This is a genomic window from Clostridium hydrogeniformans DSM 21757 (genome assembly GCF_000686705.1).
Lineage (GTDB): Bacteria > Bacillota > Clostridia > Clostridiales > Clostridiaceae > Clostridium_Z > Clostridium_Z hydrogeniformans.
In genome coordinates this window covers 41,701-63,673 of the sequence record NZ_KK366005.1, presented here as the reverse complement: position 1 = coordinate 63,673, position 21,973 = coordinate 41,701, and the positions used below count along the sequence as shown (strand labels likewise).

General features: G+C 28.6%; 20 protein-coding genes and 1 riboswitch. Of the genes, 15 read left to right on the top strand and 5 right to left on the bottom strand.

Going from position 1 to position 21,973, the window contains the following annotated elements:
* Positions 1–300: 300 nt before the first annotated feature.
* From hydF to BR69_RS0117390, 3 genes are all read right to left on the bottom strand, one after another.
* Complete coding sequence (hydF, locus tag BR69_RS0117400) at positions 301–1,485, bottom strand: [FeFe] hydrogenase H-cluster maturation GTPase HydF (protein ID WP_027634348.1); 1,185 nt, start codon at positions 1,483–1,485, stop codon at positions 301–303.
* Positions 1,486–1,658: 173 nt separating this feature from the next.
* Positions 1,659–3,071, bottom strand: a complete 1,413-nt coding sequence (gene hydG, locus BR69_RS0117395; RefSeq protein ID WP_034850099.1) for a [FeFe] hydrogenase H-cluster radical SAM maturase HydG — start codon at positions 3,069–3,071, stop codon at positions 1,659–1,661.
* A 48-nt stretch (positions 3,072–3,119) separates the two neighbouring features.
* The gene (locus BR69_RS0117390) at positions 3,120–3,365 is read right to left on the bottom strand and encodes a TM1266 family iron-only hydrogenase system putative regulator (protein ID WP_027634346.1); all 246 of its coding nucleotides are present in this window, start codon (positions 3,363–3,365) and stop codon (positions 3,120–3,122) included.
* Between the two features lie 875 nt (positions 3,366–4,240).
* Here BR69_RS0117390 and BR69_RS0117380 point away from each other — a divergent pair.
* The 3 genes from BR69_RS0117380 (at position 4,241) to BR69_RS0117370 (ending at position 6,886) form a co-directional block, all read left to right on the top strand.
* Positions 4,241–4,645 (top strand): hypothetical protein, encoded by a 405-nt coding sequence (locus tag BR69_RS0117380; protein WP_027634344.1) that lies wholly within the window; start codon positions 4,241–4,243, stop codon positions 4,643–4,645.
* A 65-nt stretch (positions 4,646–4,710) separates the two neighbouring features.
* Positions 4,711–5,802: a hypothetical protein gene (locus BR69_RS0117375; protein WP_027634343.1), complete on the top strand. Its 1,092-nt coding sequence runs from the start codon at positions 4,711–4,713 to the stop codon at positions 5,800–5,802.
* Position 5,803: 1 nt separating this feature from the next.
* Positions 5,804–6,886 (top strand): hypothetical protein, encoded by a 1,083-nt coding sequence (locus tag BR69_RS0117370; protein ID WP_027634342.1) that lies wholly within the window; start codon positions 5,804–5,806, stop codon positions 6,884–6,886.
* Between the two features lie 324 nt (positions 6,887–7,210).
* Here the strand turns inward: BR69_RS0117370 and BR69_RS21885 are convergent, their stop codons facing one another.
* A complete protein-coding gene (locus tag BR69_RS21885; RefSeq protein WP_160169963.1) occupies positions 7,211–7,375 on the bottom strand; it encodes a hypothetical protein in 165 nt (54 codons plus the stop codon).
* A 428-nt stretch (positions 7,376–7,803) separates the two neighbouring features.
* A riboswitch (TPP riboswitch) is annotated at positions 7,804–7,914 on the top strand.
* Positions 7,915–8,083: 169 nt separating this feature from the next.
* Between BR69_RS21885 and thiW the strand changes: the two genes are divergently transcribed.
* The 3 genes from thiW (at position 8,084) to glcT (ending at position 10,479) form a co-directional block, all read left to right on the top strand.
* Entirely contained in the window at positions 8,084–8,626 is a 543-nt protein-coding gene (thiW, locus tag BR69_RS20790; RefSeq protein WP_034850098.1) for an energy coupling factor transporter S component ThiW, read from the top strand.
* 15 nt (positions 8,627–8,641) lie between these two features.
* Positions 8,642–9,544, top strand: coding sequence for a hydroxyethylthiazole kinase (gene thiM / locus BR69_RS0117355; protein WP_051623671.1), 903 nt, complete (start codon positions 8,642–8,644; stop codon positions 9,542–9,544).
* A gap of 104 nt (positions 9,545–9,648) precedes the next feature.
* Positions 9,649–10,479, top strand: coding sequence for a glucose PTS transporter transcription antiterminator GlcT (gene glcT, locus BR69_RS0117350; RefSeq protein ID WP_027634340.1), 831 nt, complete (start codon positions 9,649–9,651; stop codon positions 10,477–10,479).
* A 238-nt stretch (positions 10,480–10,717) separates the two neighbouring features.
* Here glcT and BR69_RS0117345 read toward each other — a convergent pair whose 3' ends face one another.
* Positions 10,718–11,194 carry a PTS sugar transporter subunit IIA gene (locus BR69_RS0117345; protein WP_027634339.1) on the bottom strand — a complete coding sequence of 159 codons (477 nt, stop codon included), beginning with the start codon at positions 11,192–11,194 and terminating at the stop codon, positions 10,718–10,720.
* 752 nt (positions 11,195–11,946) lie between these two features.
* On the opposite strand from BR69_RS0117345, the gene BR69_RS22090 reads away from it, so the two are divergent.
* From BR69_RS22090 to BR69_RS0117295, 9 genes are all read left to right on the top strand, one after another.
* The gene (locus BR69_RS22090; RefSeq protein ID WP_207640785.1) at positions 11,947–13,593 is read left to right on the top strand and encodes an RNase A-like domain-containing protein; all 1,647 of its coding nucleotides are present in this window, start codon (positions 11,947–11,949) and stop codon (positions 13,591–13,593) included.
* Positions 13,594–13,602: 9 nt separating this feature from the next.
* Positions 13,603–13,872, top strand: coding sequence for a hypothetical protein (locus tag BR69_RS0117335; protein WP_027634337.1), 270 nt, complete (start codon positions 13,603–13,605; stop codon positions 13,870–13,872).
* A 718-nt stretch (positions 13,873–14,590) separates the two neighbouring features.
* A complete protein-coding gene (locus tag BR69_RS0117325; protein ID WP_027634336.1) occupies positions 14,591–15,238 on the top strand; it encodes a DUF2625 family protein in 648 nt (215 codons plus the stop codon).
* A 394-nt stretch (positions 15,239–15,632) separates the two neighbouring features.
* Positions 15,633–15,908, top strand: coding sequence for an RNase A-like domain-containing protein (locus tag BR69_RS0117320; protein ID WP_027634335.1), 276 nt, complete (start codon positions 15,633–15,635; stop codon positions 15,906–15,908).
* A gap of 544 nt (positions 15,909–16,452) precedes the next feature.
* Positions 16,453–17,859, top strand: coding sequence for an N-acetylglucosamine-specific PTS transporter subunit IIBC (gene nagE / locus BR69_RS0117315; protein WP_027634334.1), 1,407 nt, complete (start codon positions 16,453–16,455; stop codon positions 17,857–17,859).
* A 1,020-nt stretch (positions 17,860–18,879) separates the two neighbouring features.
* Positions 18,880–19,548, top strand: coding sequence for a DUF969 domain-containing protein (locus BR69_RS0117310; protein WP_027634333.1), 669 nt, complete (start codon positions 18,880–18,882; stop codon positions 19,546–19,548).
* A gap of 12 nt (positions 19,549–19,560) precedes the next feature.
* Positions 19,561–20,490, top strand: a complete 930-nt coding sequence (locus tag BR69_RS0117305; RefSeq protein WP_027634332.1) for a DUF979 domain-containing protein — start codon at positions 19,561–19,563, stop codon at positions 20,488–20,490.
* A 282-nt stretch (positions 20,491–20,772) separates the two neighbouring features.
* Complete coding sequence (gene pcp, locus BR69_RS0117300; RefSeq protein ID WP_027634331.1) at positions 20,773–21,417, top strand: pyroglutamyl-peptidase I; 645 nt, start codon at positions 20,773–20,775, stop codon at positions 21,415–21,417.
* On the top strand, positions 21,417–21,848 hold the full coding sequence (locus BR69_RS0117295) for a gamma-glutamylcyclotransferase family protein (protein WP_034850096.1): 432 nt from the start codon (positions 21,417–21,419) through the stop codon (positions 21,846–21,848). The genes pcp and BR69_RS0117295 overlap by 1 nt, the downstream gene beginning before the upstream one ends.
* Positions 21,849–21,973 lie beyond the last annotated feature (125 nt).

Sequence of the window (21,973 nt, the reverse complement as noted above, 5' to 3'; positions counted from 1 at the left end):
AGTATATACTATGAAAGTAGTTATTATTACAAGTAATTAATATTTTTATTTATAAATAATAGGAGAGAATTATAGCCTTCAATATAGTATCTTTTTATCTATTGGTAAGTGAAATAAAGGTTATTCACAAAGAATAAAAATTATCCACAGAATTTTGCGAGAATTCTAATAAAAAATAATAAAACTGTGGACAACTTTTAGGAATTCCACAGTTCTATAAGGCTTTTTTAAAACATACTTAAAAAGTGTATCACAGCTATTTATTAGTGTAAATAAAAAGTTTAAGCTTTAGTCTAGTACTTAAAACATAGTAGTTACCTTAGTTAATATTCCATTAAGTTCTGCGATTAAAACACCAAAGTTAGTTATAGGAACATTTTGTTCTTTGCATCTACTTAATCTTGAAAGGAGTTGTTTCCTTGTGAACATACAACTTCCACAGTGAACTATAAGACTATAAGGAGTTAAGTCCTTCGGAAAATCTCCTCCAGAAGTAACATCTATTAGGATTTCTCCTCCAACTTTTTCTTTAAGCCACATAGGGATTTTTTCTCTTGCTATATCATTTTTCAAGGCATGATGGGTGCAGGCTTCAGCTATAAGAATCCTATCTCCAGGCTTTAATATATTAACTGCTTTAGCACCACTGGTAAACATGTCTAAATCACCCTTGTATCTTGCCATAAGAATAGAAAAAGATGTTAAAGGAATGTCCTTTGGTAATATCTCATTAACCTTCTTAAATATTTGGGAGTCTGTAATTACAAGGTCAGGCTGTTTATTTAAAGAGTGTAAAATACTTGGGAGTTCACTATCTTTAACTGTAAGAGCCATGGCATCATGATCTAAAATATCCCTTATAACTTGAACTTGAGGAAGAATAAGACGCCCTTTGGGCGCCTGTATATCCTGAGGGGCTACCACTACCACCATATCCTTTGCCTTTAAGATATCTCCAACTATTGTGTCTCTTTCAAAGTCAGAAGGGGCATTTTCAATTATTGCTTCTTTTAATTCCCCTATATTAATTTTATTTTTAGCACTTATTTTAACAAAGGGTATTTCAAATTTTTTCTTTAAATCTGTATCATCTATATTTAAAGAATCTATTTTATTAATTACTCCAATGGTAGTAATATTTCTTTTCTTTAGTTCTTTATACCATTCCTCTTCCATTAAGTAGTCAGAAGATGAGGTGAATACAAGAAGAGCAATATTAGTTTTATCCATTATTTCATAGGTTTTATCTATTCTAAGTTTTCCTAGAGCTCCTTCATCATCAAGACCAGCGGTATCGATTATAACTACAGGTCCTAGGGGAAGAAGTTCCATAGACTTAAGTACTGGATCTGTAGTAGTTCCAGGAGTATTAGATACTAGGGAAAGTTCTTGATTTGTAACTGCATTTACAATACTAGACTTACCAGCATTTCTTCTACCAAATAAGGAAATATGAAGTCTATTGGCTCTTGGAGTATTAATCATATTTAAATTTCCTCCTTAATATATGATGTAGCATAAAATTTACAACTAGTTTTTTAACTTATATCATGGTTTTTACCCCATCTAAATTATTATAAAAGCATAGACTTATTACGTTGAATCTAAAAATATAAGAAATCTAGGATCTTAAAAATAGTGATACTTAATACTTATAACTAAAATCTTAAGTCTCTTTCTCCATTTTCTATCCTTGTAAGTCTTTCTTTAGCTACTTCTCTAGCTTTTTCATTTTTAATTTCTGAAAGACCTTTTTTTATTACATCATCTCCTAAAGCCTTAGCTTCATCATCACCATAATCCAGAAGATATTCCTTAAGTGTAAGAAGGGCATTAGGTTGACACACATTACATATTTGTCCACTCTTAGCTAAATGCATGAATCTATCACCAGTTCTTCCTTCTCTATAGCAAGCGGTGCAGTAACTTGGAATATATCCATCCTTACATAAATTTTTGATAACCTCTAAAGGACTTCTATTATCGCCTACTTCAAATTGAGGCTTTTGTTCAGTCTCTACTCTTTGGGAATCAGCATATCCACCAACTCCAGTACATGAGCCAGAGCTTATCTGGGAGACTCCAATAGCCATAACTTCTTCTCTAAAATCAATATCTTCTCTTGTTGATAATATTATTCCCACATAAGGAACAGTAAGTCTTATTACTGCTACTAATTTCTTAAAGTTTTTATCATCTACAAGATGAGGATAATTTTCAAGGGACACATTTTCAGCAGGTCTAAGTCTTGGAACAGAAATGGTATGAGGACCAACTCCTGTTTCTTTTTCTAAATGCTCTGCGTGAAGTAGCATAGCTATGGTTTCATATTTATAATCGTATAATCCATATAGAACTCCCATACCTACATCATCAATACCAGCTTGTCTTGCTCTATGCATTGCAGTGGTATGATAATCATAGTTATGTTTAGGACCCTTGGCATGAAGCTTTTCATAGGTAGCTCTATGATAAGTTTCTTGGAATAGGATATAAGTTCCTATGTCAGCATCCTTAAGTCTTTTGTAGTTTTCAATTGTAGTTGCAGCCACATTTACATTTATTCTTCTTATACTTCCATTATCAAATTTTAGGGAATAAATTGTTTTTATACAGTCTAGTACATAATCAATAGGGCAATTAACTGGATCTTCTCCAGCTTCTAATGCAAGTCTTTTATGTCCCATGGACTCAAGGATTTTAACTTCATCAGCCAGTTCATCCATAGTAAGTTTCTTTCTTTTAAAGGAACAGTTAGAATGCTTGTATCCACAGTATTCACATTCATTTACACAATAATTAGAAACATATAAAGGTGCAAATAAAACTATTCTTTTTCCATAGATTTTATCTTTTACTTCTCTTGAAATCTTGTACATTTCAGAAAGTAAAGTCTCATCTTCTATATTAAGTAAAATGGCAGCCTCTTCATGGGTAAGACCAGAAAAAGTTTTTGCCTTATCTAAAATACCTTTTACATAATTCATATCCTTTGATAGTTCCTTAGATTTTTCCATAGTATCCTTAATATAAGAGTCTACTATAAAATCATCAGCTTTATATTCTTTCATAATTACACACTCCTTCTAAGACTTTAATTAAATTACACACTTTTAAATTTATTTCTTAGTAATTGCGGATTTTACATTAATACCTTCTATTTTTCCAAGCTTTCCAGTAAGAGAGCTTATATCATCTGTAGTCCCATCTACTATTAAAGAGATAACAGATAGATTCTTTTCTTTATAAGGTACTCCCATTCTTCCAACTATTATATTAGAAAAGTTATGAAGAATATCATTAACCTTTGGGGCCATATCTAATTTCTCCACCACAATTCCAATAACGCCAACTCTTTTTTCCATAGTAAAAAACCTCCAAAATCAAAAAACTTCTTCCAATATGGAAGAAGGAGATAATCTTTAAAAGTTTTTCTTAAAAATTTTAATTCAAAGCTATTATTACTAGATTAAGTATTCTAATAGGTTAAAGGGTTTAATCTAGTAAAATTTTAGTTTTATAGCTAATATATTTTGTTAACTTCAAAACTATCTAATAATAATAAAATATATTTAACTAAATAAACTGATACTATAAGTATTTTAAATTAAACTATTTAAGAAACTCTTATATTTATCCATCTTCCTTTTATTAAGATTTAAATCCTCATAATTAGAATTGGTATTTAAAAATATCCCTTTACACAGAAAATACTATGAAAAAGAGAGAATTAATGAAAAAATTTCTATTTTAATTATAACTCAATTAGTTTATGCCCTCAATAAAAACTAAATATATGGTTAATGAAATAACAATTAAAAAATATATTTATAAAATTTTTATGACATTTCAAGTTTAATTATGTACATTTTAAGGAAAATCTATGGATATAATTGTAATTTCAATATATTATAATTAAGGGAAGTAGATTATTATAGAGATAAGCAGGGAAGGATTATGAGGAGTAAAATTAGGGTATTATGGGTTTTATGTGTGATTATATTTATTACTTTTACTATTTTTATATGTTTAATTAATTTAGGATGTGTAAGGAATATTGTATTTCATTGGCTTATTAAATTAGTGAGACACATTAAAAGAATATATGCATTTATAGCTATAAAAAGTGAATTTATAATATTTAAGAAGGCATTTTATAAAATTTATGGATGAGCCTCCTTTATAAAGTAGAATACCTAGGCAAAAAATGGTATACTTTACTTATAAAGGGGGTTTTATTATGAAAAAAAATAAAAAGCTAATATTCACTCTTTTAGTATGCTTAGCAGCCTTAGGAGGCATTATATACAAAAATTTCACCAGTGATAGTCCAGGGGTAGAGGTAATTATATATAATGAAACCTCAAAAGATATGGTTAATATAGAGATAAATTATAATCTATCAGAGGGACCTATACCCGTAGAGAAAATAGAAAAAAGAAATAATAAATCTATAAATATAAATCCTAAGGAAGAATTTACTGAAAGTATTTTAAAAATGAAGATTCCAGAATATAAGGATGGGGAAGAATTTATTTTAATTAAAGACTATAAAAAGAAAGATAAGGGGAAGCTTCAGGTTTATATAAGGGAAGATAAAAATAGCAATATAAAAGTAGATGTTAAGGAGAAGTTTTTAAAGTAGAAAGGAATATATTTAAATATAAATAATACATAGGATATAAGAATTAATAAGGGGGAAGTTATTCAGTGGGAGTGGGGAGAAAGAGGGTTTGCCTTGTTGGATCGGTTATAATTCTTTTAATCATATTATTATATTTTAATTTAAACAAGGATGGAAAGGATATTCCACTAAAAGCTTACAGGGAAATGAAAACTATGAAAATATATAAGGGTGGTATTAGTGGGAAGACTTTAGATAACAAGGATGATATTAATGTTTTCTTTAATGATATAACTAAACTAAAGAAAATTAAGCCTTTAGAAAGGGATAACAATAAAGAGATAAATATAGAAATCTACTCAGAAGAAAATAAGTATGAAACCTTAACCCTTGGGGAGGAGTATTTAGTTTATAAGGATAAGCACTATGGAGGAAATGATATAAAAAGTCTTAGAAACAGAGCGAAAAATACTATAATATCTAAGGGGAATTTGGAAGATGTTTTAAAACAATCAAATACTATATTAATAGCAGAGGATATTAGTGCTTATGGTGAACATTTTAAGGAGAGGTATTTAAAAGATATTTTTAAGGATAAAAATATGGAGTTTAAGGAATATAATGAAAAACTTAAAGAAGAGTGGAGGTTTCCAAGATATAAAATAGTCACTAGAATAGATTTTAATAAAAATTTAGGATTTGATCCTTTTAGTAAGACTTTAATTGACAGTGAGGAGAATACAGTTCTATATGTAATAGATAATAATAATATACTTATAGAAAACTTTTTAGGGGAAAACTTTACTTTAGTTGGAGAGACCGGTTTTTATAATATTATAAAGGATAATATTCTTAGTGTAAAAAATAATAAAAAGGGTGATTTATATTATTTATTTGAAGGAACAAGCCTTAAGGTAAGATTTGGAGAGAAAACCTTAGATTTAATTAAAGATAAAGAGAAAATAACTTCAGTAATTACAGGGGTTACAAGAGAAGAAGTGAGTAAAGACTATAAGTATAAAAATGAAAGTTATACACTATGGTATAATTTTGAAGATAATAATGAGATTGAAGTTAAGGTTTATGATAATTATGTAGAATATGATAATCATAAGTATGAAATAAAGAACGTTTTATATACCCTAGAGAATTTATTAAAGAAAGTAGGGGGGATTTAAAATGTTCATGAATAAAAAAAGAGTTAAAATAACTAAATCCCTTCTTATTATATTATCCTTAATAATAATTGTTACAGGAGCTATGATTCTATATAGGAAACCTAAAGAAAAAGAGGATTTAAGAGATAGAGTGGTTTTAAATCAGGAGACTGTAGCTTATAATAGTGAAAGTATTAATAGAGCTTTAAAGCTTATGGAGGATCTTGAAGGTTTTAATGGAGAGGAGTATGAACTTTCAAAAAAACAGGAAGATTTATTTGCTCCTGGTAAAGAAGTTTTTACTGTCTATAAAAACAATAAAAGTTATGCTATTAATTTAGTTACATTAGGAACAGATGAGGATAGATATTATATCTATAGCATAAACTCAAGGTATTATAGGCTTGAAGAATCAAAAGAGATACTAGAGTATTTTAGTAAGTTTTATAATGAAGTCCTTAATATAGCATTTGAGACTAACATAAGATTTATAGAAGAAGTAGAAGAGATTTATTTGAAATCTCCATTTCTAAATATGAGGGATATGAAATTAGAGGAAGAAAATTTTAAAAAGGTAAAAGAGGTTTTGATAAAAGAGTATGGAAATGGAGTAGATACTGATAGAGGTTTTAGATTTGGCAATGAGAAATATACTATAACCCTAAAGAAAAAGGACGGGTATAAAAAGGTGAATTTATACAATGATTCTGAAGCGTGTTTCTATACCAATTCTAATTTTAGTACAGCCTTAATTTTAAGTAGGGAAGTTCATAATATTGTAGAAGACATACTACCTATTAATATAGATAAGGATAACTTAAACTATATATTACTTTCAGATAGCCTAAAGCTTTATGTTAATGGTAAGGATAGTGGGCGTGATGAGTTAGATGAGTTCTTAAGGGATAATATATTAAAAACTATATGTAATGGTAACTTTTTCGGGAATGAAGATAAAGAAGAAATAAGTGATAATATGGAAATAATTCTTAAAATAAAGGGAGAAGAAGTTAGGCTTAAGGTTTTACCTAATTCAGTGGTTTTTAATAGTAAAACCTATAAAGTAAATGGGATATACGGATTTTTAAAAACGTATATAAAATAAAAATTTTAAGATATTAGGAAAAGAAAGTCTAGAAATCCTAGACTTTCTTTTTATTAATTGAAGTATTTAAGAGAATAAGGTTTAATATATATTGAATTTAGGAGGTAATTATAAGTTATATGTTTAATTAGATGAACTTAACCTTAGATGAGATTATAATACGTACTCTACTCATTTAAAGGTTTTATGTCAAAGACTTTACCCATCTTTTTCTCCCTCTTTTTAAGGAATGGAGTGTTATAGCGGGAAATCTAAGACAAAGTAAGTGAAAGTTTAATTTTTAGCTAAGACTTAAACTAATGAGAAAAACTAAATTTAAATAATTTAAAAAGTATTAAAGTGAGAGGTTATTTCCTTTTGAATTCTTTTTAAATCTTTCTGCCTTAATTTAGTCTCTCTTCTTATTTCATTCCAGTCGTCACCAGCTATTAGCATTTCTCTAGCTTTAGATTTACTATCTTTATCTCTCATTTCATTTAAATCAGCCATATGCTTCATCTCCTTTCACAATATTATATTGTGTAGAAAAGCATTTTATATAACAAGAAAAAATAGCTAGTAATTGAGATATGAAGGGTTTTAGGATTAAGTTAATAATAACACCAAAATTTTCAAAATTACTTTTTTAATATTTCATTATAATAAAGGTAAATTTAATTTATCTGATGTCTATAAGCTTTAACACCCCCTGAAGTAAGATTCCTTCTATAGGGTTTTAAATTTAATTTATGTATTAATCTAAATTTAGGTAAATGGAGTATAATTTTAATAAATAAATTAAGAACTTATATTAAAATCCTAGATTTTAAGAAAAAAAGTAAATCTTAAAACTTTAAAGTATATTTATAAATAATTTAGATATATTGATACATAACATGACATAAGTTTTCTTATAGGTTATAATGTATATATAATTAAATCAGTGCTAGAGGGGCTAGTATAGGCTAGCTGAGAATGGAGACCATATTTCCTGACTCTTAACACCTGATCTGGATAATGCCAGCGTAGGAAAGCAACTTATAATTATAGTTTAATTCTAAAATTTTGTAAGCTAAATAGACATAGGACATTAGCTTAGGATATGTAGGTTTTAAATCTTATACTTTAATTTGTAATATCCTAGGATAGGTTTTATTTATAAAGGAGTTAAATGGTTAGTTATACAGTCCCTCTAAGATAAATTAGGGGGTTTTTTAAATGAAAATTACAAATCAAAATGAACTTAGCAATGTATTTGGAGAAAAGAAGGTATATAAGCTTACCCTAAGTGCTTTATTTATAGCAATGGGAACTCTAACAGGGTCTTTGTTTTATATACCATTTTTGGGTGGTAAAATGTTTCCTGTTCAACACTTTCTTAATGTGATAGGGGGCGTATTACTAGGTCCTTATTATGGAGTTTTAAATGCATTAAGCATTTCATTGCTTAGAAATATTATGGGGACAGGATCTATATTAGCCTTTCCAGGAAGTGTATTTGGAGCTTTATTAGCAGGACTTTTCTATAAAAGATTTAAAAACATATATTTATCTGCATTAGGAGAGGTTATTGGAACCGGAGGAGTTGGAGCAATTTTAGCCTATCCTTTAGCAACTATTGTTATGGGAAAAGAAGTAGCAGGTTTAGCTTTTGTATTTCCATTTTCTTTAAGTTGTATTGGAGGAGCTGTTTTAGCTTTAATATTATTAAATATTCCTATAATAAGAGGAGTAATTAATAATAAAGCTAAAGAGTTTTAGGTAGGTGTACCATAGATGAAGGAAATAAAGGAAGAACCTAATATAGAGGATTCTACTTTAAAAAATAATAAACACTATGAGGTTAGAGAAATAAAGCTTAAGTTTAAGGGAATAGATAGAATAAATGATATGGAACCGCTAGTTCATATAATTTCTAATTTGGTTACCATGAATGATGTGGCTCAAAGTCTTTCTTTTTTAGGAGCAAAGCCAATAATGCCTCACTATTATAAGGATGTACAGTATATTACAAAAAATAGTGATGGATTGGTTATAAATTTAGGTACTATGGATAGCTTTAGGGAAGAAGGAATATTAGAGGCTGCAAATATAGCAAATAAAAATTCTATTCCTTGGGTTCTTGATCCAGTAGGAATTCATGGATCATATTATAGGCAATCTACAGCAATAAATTTAATAGAAAAGTATAAGCCTTATGTTATTAAAGGGAATTTAAGTGAGATTAAGAGTATTTTAAATAAAAATAGTGTATATAAAGGTATAGATTCCTTAGAGGATTCTTTGCTTTCACAAGAAGACATCCAAAAATATATAGAAGACTATGCAAGACTTAATAATGTAGTAATTGCAGTTACTGGAGAAGTAGACTTTATAACTGATGGAAGGAAAAGTTACTATGTTCACAACGGAAATAAGGCAATGAGTAGGGTTACAGGTACAGGATGTATATTATCAGCATTAATTGGGGCTTTTATATCAGTAGAAAGAGATGACCTAGCCTTAGCCGTGGTAGAAGCCATTTCATTTTGGGGGATAATAGGAGAGATTTGCAGGGAAAATCTTAAAAATAATGAAGGTTTAAATACTTATAGATTCAAATTATTAGATAAAATTTCTATAATTTCTAAAGAAGATTTAATAAGAAGAGCTAGGGTTACATATAGATGTATAAGGTAGATAAATTTTTTTATACATTGAAATATTATTAGCTTTTATTATAATATATTAATATTAAGACTTTATGAGAAAAATAAAAAAAGCTTTAGGGAGGTGAGGTTTTAATGTGGTATGTAAAAAAGGTGTTTAATAATAATGTTGTTCTCATAGAAGAAGATAACAAGGAGAAAGTTATATTTGGGAAAGGTATAGGCTTCGGAAAGAAAATTGGAGAAATGATAGGTAGAGAAAATGTGGATAAGATTTTTTCCATTGAAGATAATCAAAATGGTAAAAACTTTAGAAATCTTATAAGCTATGCAGATAGTAATGTAGTGGGAATGTGTGAAGAAGCTATATACATGATAGAACGGGAGCTTAATGAGAGTTTAGATGAAAAGATTCATATATCTTTGACAGACCATATTGCTTTAACCTTAAAGCGACTTAAAGAGGATAAGGAAATCCACAATCCATTTTTAGTAGAGACAGAAACTTTATATAAAAGGGAATTCGACATAGCAAAAAAAGTTGCAAGATTTATCGAAAAAACTATGAAGGTAGAAATCCCAGATGGAGAGATAGGTTTTATAACCCTTCATATACATTCAGCAAGGAATGAGGGAAAGTTATCTAATACTATAAAATATACTTTCCTGGGAAATAGTATAGTAGAGTATATAGAAGACACTCTAGATATATATATAGATAGACAAAGCCTTGATTATGCAAGATTTTTAACCCATGTAAGATTTGCTATAGAAAGAGTAATGGCAAATAATATGGTTAAAAATGAACTTTTAGATGTTATAAAGAATACTTATAAAGAATCTTTTAAAATAGCAAAGGGTGTAGCTAAGATAATAGAAGAAGATGTAGATATGAGAATTTTAGAAGATGAAATTGCATATTTAGCACTTCATGTAGAAAGACTTAAAAATTCATCAAATAAATAAAATTTTAAAAAGATGGATTTTAGAAGTAATATATATCTTATAACTTTTTTAAAGAAGCGAAATAATTTTTAAAATTTAAAGTAGAATATTGGATTAAGAAAAGGTATGAGATTATATAAGTCTCATACCTTTTTTATGATTAAAAGTCATTCCATAAGTTTTAATATTTGAATACAAAGTTTGTATAACTTTCTAGTATAGTTGAAAGTCATGTATAAGTTACAAATATTAAAATATATTATTTTCTATAAGTTACTATTTCGTCTTCACCAGCAGTTACATCCTTACCAGTTAAGCTCTTTATTTCTTTTACTGAATCAGGGTTAGTTATTAAAACTGGAGTTGCAAGGGATAACCCTTTGCTCTTTATAAATTCAGCATTAAACTTTATAATTGGAGTTCCAGCTGTAACCTTAGTTCCTTCTTCTGCTAATCTTTCAAATCCTTCTCCATTTAATTCAACAGTATCTATTCCAATGTGAATAAGAAGTTCCACACCATTATCTAAAGTCATGGCAAAAGCATGGTTAGTCTTAAATATTAGAGTTAGAGTTCCATCACAAGGAGCTACAGCAACATCACCAGTTGCCTCTATTGCAGCACCATCACCAGCCATTTTTTGAGCAAATACTGCATCTGGTACTTGAGATAAATCTATTGCTTTTCCTGATACAGGAGCTACTAATTTCAAATCTTTTTTAAATAAACCAAACATATAAATTACTTCCTTTCATAAATAAAATTTATCTTATAGATTTAGTAGTTAATATTCATCTTATGTAAATTAGATATTAAGTAAAACGTGATTATAATAAGATGAGTTTTAGTTTAATAAATTAAACTAAAGAAAACTTAACTTAATTTATAGGGTTTTAAGTTTAAAAATTAATTTATACACCTTGATGAATCAAGATAAATCAATAAAAATTTAATAAATAAGTTAAGATTTAATATTAAAGCCTTATAATAATGCTTAAAGTAAGTTTTAAGTTTTAAACTTATAAATAATTATAATAGTATTATTTATATTTTCTACATTATAAATACAAAAAAAGCATAAGTTTTAAAATTTAAAACTTATGCCTGATTTAACAGTAACACGTTTAAATAAATTATATTAGTTAATAAAATTTGTGTCAACCATGGTAAGGGTAGTGTAAAGGTTTAATAATATGTCTTAAGTATTAATTTATTAAATATATACAATATTAATTTTATTTTAAATAAGTCATAATAAAATTAACCAATACTTACATAGAAATACATTACTATTCAAAAAACTTACATATCATGATAAAATACTAAAAGAAATGTAAATTTAGGTAAATTAATATTATTACTGGTTAAAGTAAATTATCAGTAAGGAAGATGATAATATAGGACAAGTATCTTAAAGTCTATATTATAAAGAAAGCAAAAGAAAAGTTATTTTAATGACAAGAAAACAGTTGTGGGGGAGACAGAAATTTGAGTTCTATAATTAGCTTAAGAGGAAATGGAGTTATAGGAATATCCTATGGTGAAATGGACCTATTAAAATCTAGTTTAAAAGTAGCAAGAGATAAATCAGTAGAAGTAAGTAGACAAGTAAATAGAGCAAGGACTAATATAAAGATAGACAGAAGCTCCTATAGAGCAAAAATAGCTGAGGATGAGTTATCGAGAATTTATAGAGAAGCTTCAAAGAATCAACAAGACCTTAATAGAGTTATAAGCAATGTAGAGTATGCAATAAAAAGCTTTAAAAGAACAGATGAGCAATGTGCAGCAAGGATAAGATTAATAGGTCATGGATATGAAGTGGAAAACAAAATAGATGGATTCTTAGAGGGAGTAAAATCCTTATGGAATTCTGGAAAAGAAGCCTTTTTTAAAATGAGTGATTCTGTAGAGGCGTGGATGGATAGAAACCCTTTAGTAGTGAATCTTGTATGTGTAACAGGAGATGCATTGATATTGGGGGGGACGATAGCAGGAATAATAGCTTCAGGAGGGACAGCATTAGGTTCACCAATAACCTGGGCAACCTTAGCTGATTCTGGTAATAGCTTTATAGATAGGGCAGTAAAAATATATAATAATATAGCTAATGGAAGTAATGAAGGGTTTAACCTATTGGAAACTTCATCTAAGTGGGCATTAGGTGATGATTTAGGTGGAATAGTATATGATTCCTTTGAGAATATAATGATGGTAAGTAGCCTTGCATCTCTGGGAAAAGGAGCATTAAAAATAGGTAAGAAGCTACCAGGTATGATTAAGAGTGGAGGAGACCTAATTAAAAATGGAGGAAAAATATTTGATAAGTTAAAAGATATAGGTAAAATAGGATTAGAGAGTATAACCTCAACCTTTTCAGATTTTAAAACTAACATTACTAAAGCTGGAAAGGGTATAGAAAAATCAGTAAGTCAGTTTAAAAATGTGAATAAAGAGAGTCATTTTTTATTAGACCCAAAAGGAAACCGCATACCTTTAAATGAAAATGGTGAAATCATAAAAGATGGTAAGGGATTTTATGAAAAGTTTAAAGGGATGCTTGATGGATCCTTAAAGGTTGAATCTAAGGTAGTTGAAACTGCAGATGGTAGACGTATAAATGCAGAGTTACATATAGTAGAAAATGAGAAAAAAGCAATAGATTCGATTAAATTTAATAAGATTGATGAAGGTAAGGCTGTTGGGAATATTGAGGGGGCGGCTGAAGCTGTCAATAGATTAAAAAATGTTGGAGATGATATTTTAGATGTGATGGAATCTTTAGGAGGGCATACTTTAGATAGACATGTAGGAAAGTCAAAAGAATATTTAATAGAAAGGACTAAAAAGTTGAAAGGAAAAGGAGCAACAACATATATAAGTAAAGAGACTGCAACTAAATCAGTAAAGGAAGTATTATCTAAAAATTCAAATGATATAGTTGAATGGTTAAATAACTCGACTGACGCGAGATTGACAATAAAAACAGAACATTCCTTTGATGTAGGAAATGGAGTATTAAAGAATACTGACACATTAGCTGAAGGATTAAGAAAAACTGTTACTGTTATAGAAAGAACAAATGATAATGAATTAGGATTTAGGATAATAACAAGCTATCCAGTGTTTAATTAGGAGGAAAGTATGAGATTTTCAAATATAATATATTTTTGTGATTGTTATTTAATAATGTTAGATTATGAAGAAGAATTAGAAGATATAATAGGAGATTTTGCTAAGAAGGAAAATAATAAAAAAATAATACAGTTAAAAAATGAATGTGAAGAAATTTTAAGTTTAGACAATATTATGAAAGTAGAAGAAACAAAAAAAATAATAATAAATTGTGCAGATTTAGATATAGAAGTAGATGAAATGCTGGAAATATTAGAATGTGTATATACAAATTTATAAAATTGAATGCAAAATAAAGATTAGATTAACTGCATAAAAGCTAATTATGTCATAATATAGTTAAATCAATAATACTAAGAAAATTTAAGACTGCATAATCTAAATAATGCAGTGAAAGAAGTTAAAAAGGTTAATGTTTCAGTGATTGGAGCATTAATCTTTTTTTCTTGTAATGCCTAATGTAGAAACAAAAGAAGTAGCGTGATAAAATAAGGATAATAGATTGAAGGAAATTAATGTTAATAATCTGACTACATAACACTAAAAATGGTAAGTGATTAAAAGTAGTTAAAAAATAGTGTGAAATATTTAAAACACTAGGTTGATAGAAAAGACAGACTCTGCCCCAAGGGGGTAAGAGATCCTAATGTAATAGAGGTTGAAATTTCAAGAAGTAAATACCCAGAGTCGGCAAAGCATATTGAGGATGCAATAGCTAATGGGCAACCAGAAGTTTTAACAATTGATAGAGCGGGCTCAAAATCTAATCGTAAGGCATCATTGAAAGGCATAGATAAAGTTCCAGGAAAGGATTTAGACGAATATCAACCAGCTATGTTCAAAGAAGGCGGGAATGGAGCAAGTGTTAGACCTATTAATCCTTCTGATAATAGAGGGGCAGGGTCAACTTTCGGACATAAGTTGAGACCATATCCGAATGGAACCAAAATCAAGTATAAAATAACTGATGACTAAATTTTAAAATATAGGAGTAAAAATGAGTAATATAGATAATAATTTATGGCAAGAAATAAATAACATGTTCATAAGCTCTAATAGACAATTAGTATTAAATTCAGATGAATTAGAGGATGGGATAAAATCACTTGATGTTTTACAAATAACATCAAAATCAGCATTAGGTTCAATAATATTAAATACATCTGGGATAGGAATTGATAATTGGATTAGAATACTTGGACACGACAGTAATATTAACAGAGGTATACTGTCATATAATTCGATTGGAGAAAATGGAGTTGCAACGAAGGTTGATAAAATGTTAATAGTTGCAGATGATGTTGTTGGAGGTCTTTTTGCATTAAATGCTGGAAAATTCTCTGAAGGAATAGGAGAGGTATGGTATTTTGCTCCAGATACGTTAGAGTGGGAGTCATTAGAAATGCAGTATTCAGAGTTTATAGCTTGGATTGCACAAGGAAATGTAGATGAATTTTATAGTACTATGAGGTGGAGTACATGGAAAGAAGATTGTAAAAATGTTAAATTTAATGAGGCTATATTGATATATCCATTTTTATGGTCTAATGAAATACAATTAGAAAAAGCAGATAAAAAAATAGTGCCAGCTGAAGAATTACTAAAAATAAATCAAGAATATAGTAAGAAGTTTAATTTGAGTTAATAAACGATAGAATGCATAATAATTAAAAAAGTAACTGCATAAAAATGTTATTTTATAAATCATTGTAATATGAATAAAATAGTAGAATAAATTGATAGCATAATTATTATAATGTAGTGAAATAAATTAAAAAGGGTAATGTTTCAGTAATTGAAGCATTAATCTTTTTTCCTTGTAATGCTGAATGTAGAAATAAAAGAAGTATCATGATAAAATAAGGTTAATAATCTGGATACATAACACTAAAATGGTGAGTGAGTAAAAGTAGTTAAAAAATAGCGTAGAGCATTGAAAACACTAGGTTTATAGAGAAGACAGACTCTGCCACAAGGGGTCATCAGATCCTAAAAAGATAAAAGATATTTTAAATGGAGGATTAGATGTACATGAATCAATGGGAGGCCATCTATTAGAAAAACATGTAGGGAAATCCGAACAAGAGTTATTGGAAAGGTTGAAAAACCAACCTAAAATATCAGGTTCATCTTCTTTTTCTGATGAAAATATAGCTGAAGATGTATGTTATAAAATATTATGTGATAAAAATAATAAGATTAAAATTAATGAAGGGTTATCAGATAGTAAAAAAGGAAATAAATTAGTATTAGACTATAAAGAGATAGAAGAAGTTTTAATAGGTATTGGGGTTAAGAGAGGGAGAGTTAAGTAAAGATATGTACAATGGAATGATTGAGAGAAGTAATAATAATGTGTCAAATAGGGTAATAAATACATAATAAAATATAAATTTTTATTTATACAAATATGTTGACAGAGAATTTGAAATGGTCTACAATGTGATTATAGAATTATAACTTAATAAAACTTGCACAGCGTGTAACCGCAATTAAATTAGTGGGCAATAGCTGGAAAGGATATCTTTATAGATAGTGTATCCTTTTCAGCTTTTTTTATTGCTTTAAAACGGTGAATCTATGAGCGTACGGCATATATTCATAGAATGAATCTTCCCTAAGATGATGGTTCTTTCCATCATATAAAGTTTAGATGAGTTAATCTAAGGGCGTAGCAACTGTTATCACCTACCTTTTATAGGATGGGGTGTTACAGCTTATAGCCATCAGAGAAAGAAGACGGCGAGTTATAAGTTAAGGTATATTTTCTTTAAGATTAAGTAATATTAAAGTCATAGTACATTAGTGTAATAATATTTTGCATTTATTTTAGGATATGATTATAAAGGAGGATTAGAAATGGCTAAAGGTAATAAAGTATTAGCAGCGTTTCAAAAGCTTGGTAAATCCCTTATGACACCAATAGCAGTTTTACCAGCAGCAGGTCTACTTTTAAGATTAGGCCAAGAAGACGTTTTAAATATAACATGGATGGCTGAAGCAGGTAATGCCGTTTTTGGAAACTTACCACTTATCTTTGCTATAGGTATATCAGTAGGTTTTGCAGAAGAAAATAATGGAGTTGCAGGTATAGCAGCGACTGTTGGTTATTTCATATTAACGAAAGTAGCAGTAACTTTTGATAAGACTATAAACATGGGAGTTCTTGCAGGGGTTATAGTAGGTATAATAGCAGGACTTTTATATAATAAATTTAAAGATATTAAGGTTCCACAATTCTTAGGGTTCTTTGGAGGTAAGCGATTCGTTCCTATAATAACATCTTTAGTTTGTTTATTATTAGGATTTGTAGCTGGAGGAGTATGGCCAGTTATACAAGGAGCTTTAAATAACTTTGGTAACTGGATAGTAGGACTTGGAGCAGTAGGTTCATTAATATTTGGATTACTTAATAGATTATTAATTCCAGTAGGATTACACCATGTATTAAATACAATATTCTGGTTTGAATTTGGTACATTTACTAATGCGGCAGGAGAGTTAGTTAAGGGAGATATAGGAAGATTCTTTGCGGGAGATCCAAATGCAGGTAACTTTATGTCAGGATTTTTCCCAATAATGATGTTTGCATTACCAGCAGCATGTCTTGCCATGATAACAACAGCTAAAAAGGAAAAGAGAGCTGCTGTTGCAGGTATGCTTGGTAGCTTAGCACTTACTTCATTCTTAACTGGTATAACAGAGCCAATAGAGTTTGGATTTATGTTCCTTGCACCAGCTTTATATGCAGTTCATGCAGTGCTTACAGGAATTTCCCTTGCAGTAACTACAGCCCTTGGAGTTAAGTCAGGGTTTACATTTTCAGCAGGATTTATAGATTATGTTTTAAGTTATGGTAAAGCAACTAAACCACTTTTATTAATTCTAATAGGTCTTGTGTTTGCAGTGATCTACTATGTAGTATTTGTCTTTATGATAAAGAAACTTAATCTAAAGACTCCAGGTAGAGAAGATGATGATGAGGATGTATCAGTTGTTAAATCTTCAGGAGGAGATAAAAGTTCGGATTTAGACATGAAGGCAGTGGCTGTACTTGAGGCTATAGGTGGAAAAGAAAATATAGAAAATATAGATGCTTGTGTAACAAGACTTAGATTAACTTTAAAGGATGGATCAAAGGTTGATGAACCAGCTCTTAAGAGACAAGGAGCTTCAGGAGTTATGAGACTTGGAGATAAAAATGTTCAAGTAATAATGGGAACTCTAGCAGATCCAATAGCATCTAAGATGAAAAAGTTAATGTAGATTTATATATAAGAAAAATTATTATATATCTATTAATAGAAGATACTTTCTCTTTATAATTTAAGCAGAAAAAGATTAGTAGAAAAATATAATATAAAAGAAGAGGCTGATATACATGAATTAATATAATCTATGTATGTCGGCTTCTTTATTTCAAGAAAATACTGGGGAATTAATTTAAATAGATTTTTTAAATTACTAATAATTTTATATTTTTGTTAATATAAGATCTATTAATGAATAAAATACTAATAAGTTTTTAAGGAAAATACAAAAATGAAAAAGATATATTAATTTCTTTGAGAAAAATAAAATTATTATTATAAATTGTAAAAAATAATTAAAAGTTATTTACATATGTAGAAAAACATAGTTTTTAGGTATATAATACTAATATAGGAAGAAAATTTTATAGAAACAAGTAGATTAAAGTCTAATTGTACTGAAGAAATGATTTAAATTAATATATAGAAAAATTTAAATCTCAAGATAAACTCTATATAAATGATAAAGGAGTTTAAGAAATGTAAAATCTTAAACCCCAAACTCCATTACATTCACTAAACCCTTATTAAGTTTTTAGCTTAATAAGGGATTTTTTTTATTATTTAAGAAATACTATATAGGTAATTTAAAACTTAAGTAGAAAAACGAAGAAATTCTAATTTAAATTTATATTGAATTTATTTAATTTAGCCTATTCATTTTATAATTATTAAAAAATGAAAAATAAGGAGATAAAATCTTGAATAAAAGGCAAATATAATGGCATATATATGATAAAAATATAAAAAAATTATAATTATTAGTATAAATTTTCAGTGGTTTTTAAAATAGTTGAAGTAATAGCATAAATGAAACGGTTTCCAATTATTAAAGGCTCAAAATTTGTCATTTCAAATAAAAAAAGTATTAAAATTGTAGCCTGGACTACTGAATTTTTTTTTAGCCTTTCGTATAATTTAAATTATAAGATATGAAATTTTCTAAAAATTCATAAAGAAGGGATGTAAAGGCATGATAAAGTTAATAGGTGTTTTAATTGTTGTTTTAGGATTCGCTTTAAAGCTTGATATTATTGCTGTAGTTTTAGTTTCTGGACTTGCTACAGGCCTTGTGGCAGGAATTAGCTTTACTGAGATTCTAGAGATCTTAGGTAAATCATTTGTAGACACTAGGTATATGACCTTATTTGTACTAACTCTTCCTGTAATAGGAATATGTGAAAGATATGGTCTTCGTGAAATGGCTACTGAATTAATTTCAAGAGCTAAAAATGTTACTACAGGTAAACTATTAAGTCTTTATACTTTAATAAGAGAGGTTGCAGCAGCTATGTCTTTAAGACTAGGTGGACATCCTCAATTTATAAGACCTCTTATAAACCCAATGGCTCAAGGAGCAGCTATAAGCAAATATGGAGAAATAGATGAAGAAGATGAAGAAAAGATAAAAGCACATGCAGCGGCCATGGAGAACTATGGTAACTTCTTTGCTCAAAACGTATTTATAGCTAATGGAGGAGTACTTTTAATAGTTTCAACTCTTGAAAAGTTAAATTATGCAGTAGACCCTTCAGATATAGCTAAGGCTTCTATTCCAATAGCAATATGTACATTTGTAGTAGCAGCTATATTTAACTATATCTTTGATAAAAAACTTCAAAGAAAATACGGAAGTAAAAAGTAAGGAGGGGTATTCATGGATGTAAAAGCATTATCAGCTTTTCTTTTAGAAAGCTTTTATGTTTTAACTGGAATATTAATGGTTTTAACAGCTTTATTTGTAATAAAGGATGATAAACATACAGCTAAAATAGGAACAGCATTATTTTGGATTATACTAGGTGCTATATTTATTTTTGGTAAATATATTCCACCTACGTATGTAGGAGCCCTAATACTTGTTTTAGGAGTATTAACTGTAACTAAACAGGTTAAAATGGGAACATTATCTCAACCATCAGATGAATTTAGAAAAGAAAAAGCTAAAAAAATTGGAGGGAAAATATTTGTACCTTCAGTAACACTTGCAATTTTAGCTTTTGGAATAGCTCAATATACTAAGCTTGGAGGTCAGGTTGCTATAGGTATATCTGCACTAGGTGGACTTATATTAACCTTTATAATAACAAAAGCTCCTGTTAAATATGTTGGAGTTGATAGTAATAGAATGATTCAACAAGTTGGACCGTCTAGTATATTACCACAACTTTTAGGAGCACTTGGTACAGTATTTACTGCAGCAGGAGTTGGAGAGGTAATCTCTTCTGGAATCTCTTCTGTAATACCAGAAGGTAATATATTACTTGGAGTAATAGCTTATTGTGTAGGTATGGCAGTATTTACAATGATCATGGGAAATGCCTATGCTGCATTTGCAGTTATAACAGCAGGAATAGGAATACCTTTTGTATTTGCTCAAGGAGCTAATCCAGTAATTGCTGGAGCTTTAGCATTAACAGCTGGATATTGTGGAACACTTTTAACACCAATGGCGGCTAACTTTAACGTAGTACCAGCAGCCCTTCTTGAAATGAAGGATAAAAATGGTGTTATAAAGGCTCAAGCACCAGTTGCAATAACATTACTTATAATACACATACTTATTATGTACTTCTTTGCATTTTAATCTAATAGATTTTAAAATATGAAGTAATATTAAACTTATGTTTAGAGTTAAGTTATATTTATTAAAAAATAGTTCTAAGATATAACTATTCTAAGGGTTAACTAGAGTAAAGCTTAGGGTATTTACTAGGATTAAAAATTTTATTTTAAATATAATAGGAATAATAATGTAATAGATACATAATTAAATTGTTATAAAACACATTTAATTATGTAAAAATATAAAAGAGGTAGTGTTTAAAAGTACTACCTCTTACTACACATTTTGAATGGGGGTAATTATATGAAAAAAGTTTTAATAACTGGATTTGATCCATTTGGAGGAGAAGCAATAAATCCAGCTTTAGAAGCAGTTAAGAATCTAAAAGACGAGATAGCAGGTGCTAAGGTTATAAAGGTAGAAATACCAACAGTTTTTAGAAAATCCTTAGAAGAATTAGAGAAATCAATAATTGAGCACAACCCAGATATAGTTATCTGTATAGGTCAAGCTGGTGGAAGATTTGATATAACTCCAGAAAGAGTTGCTATAAACATGGATGACGCTAGAATAAAAGATAATGAAGGGAACCAACCTTTAGATCTTCCAATATTTGAAGATGGAGAAAATGCATATTTTTCAAATTTACCAATAAAAGCTATGGTTAAAGAAATACAAGAAGGTGGTATACCAGCTTCAGTATCTAATACAGCAGGAACTTTTGTATGTAACCACATAATGTATGGACTTCTTTACATGATAGATAAGAAATTTAACAATGTAAAAGGTGGATTTATCCACGTACCATTTATCCCAAGCCAAGTAGTTGATAAAAAGAATGCTCCTTCAATGTCTCTTGAAAACTTAACTAAAGGATTAGAGTGTGCTATTAAAGCTGCTGTGGAAAATGATTCTGATATTAAGGCTGTAGGCGGAACTATTTGCTAATGAAAAAATATTTATTTGTTTACGGAAGCTTAAGAGATGGATTCTTTAACTTTGATAAGTATTTAAAAGATGAAATCATATCAAGAAAACTAGGAAAGATAAAGGGAACTCTTTATCATATGCCAAACAAAGGATACCCAGCAGTACTAAATGGAGATGAAGAAATAATTGGAGAAGTAATTGAAGTAAAAAATTGGGATAAAAATCTTAAAGCCTTAGATGATATGGAAGGTTACATATCAGAAGGAAATAAAGATAATGAATATAATAGAGAGTTATTAGATATAGAAATAATAGATAATAATAAGGGAGAGAAGGTTAAGGCTTTTTCTTACTTATATAATATGAATGATAAAGAAGAATTTGAAAAACATTCAGTATATATTCCACATGGAGATTGGAAGAAGTTTATGCTTGAAGAAAACAAGTAATAAAAAGCTCTAGAAGCATAGGTTTCTAGAGCTTTTTATATTAGTAAAATTAAAAACTTCAATATATTATAAAATTTAGAGCATTTTAATTAATCCTATATATAATTCTATGATATAAGGGAATA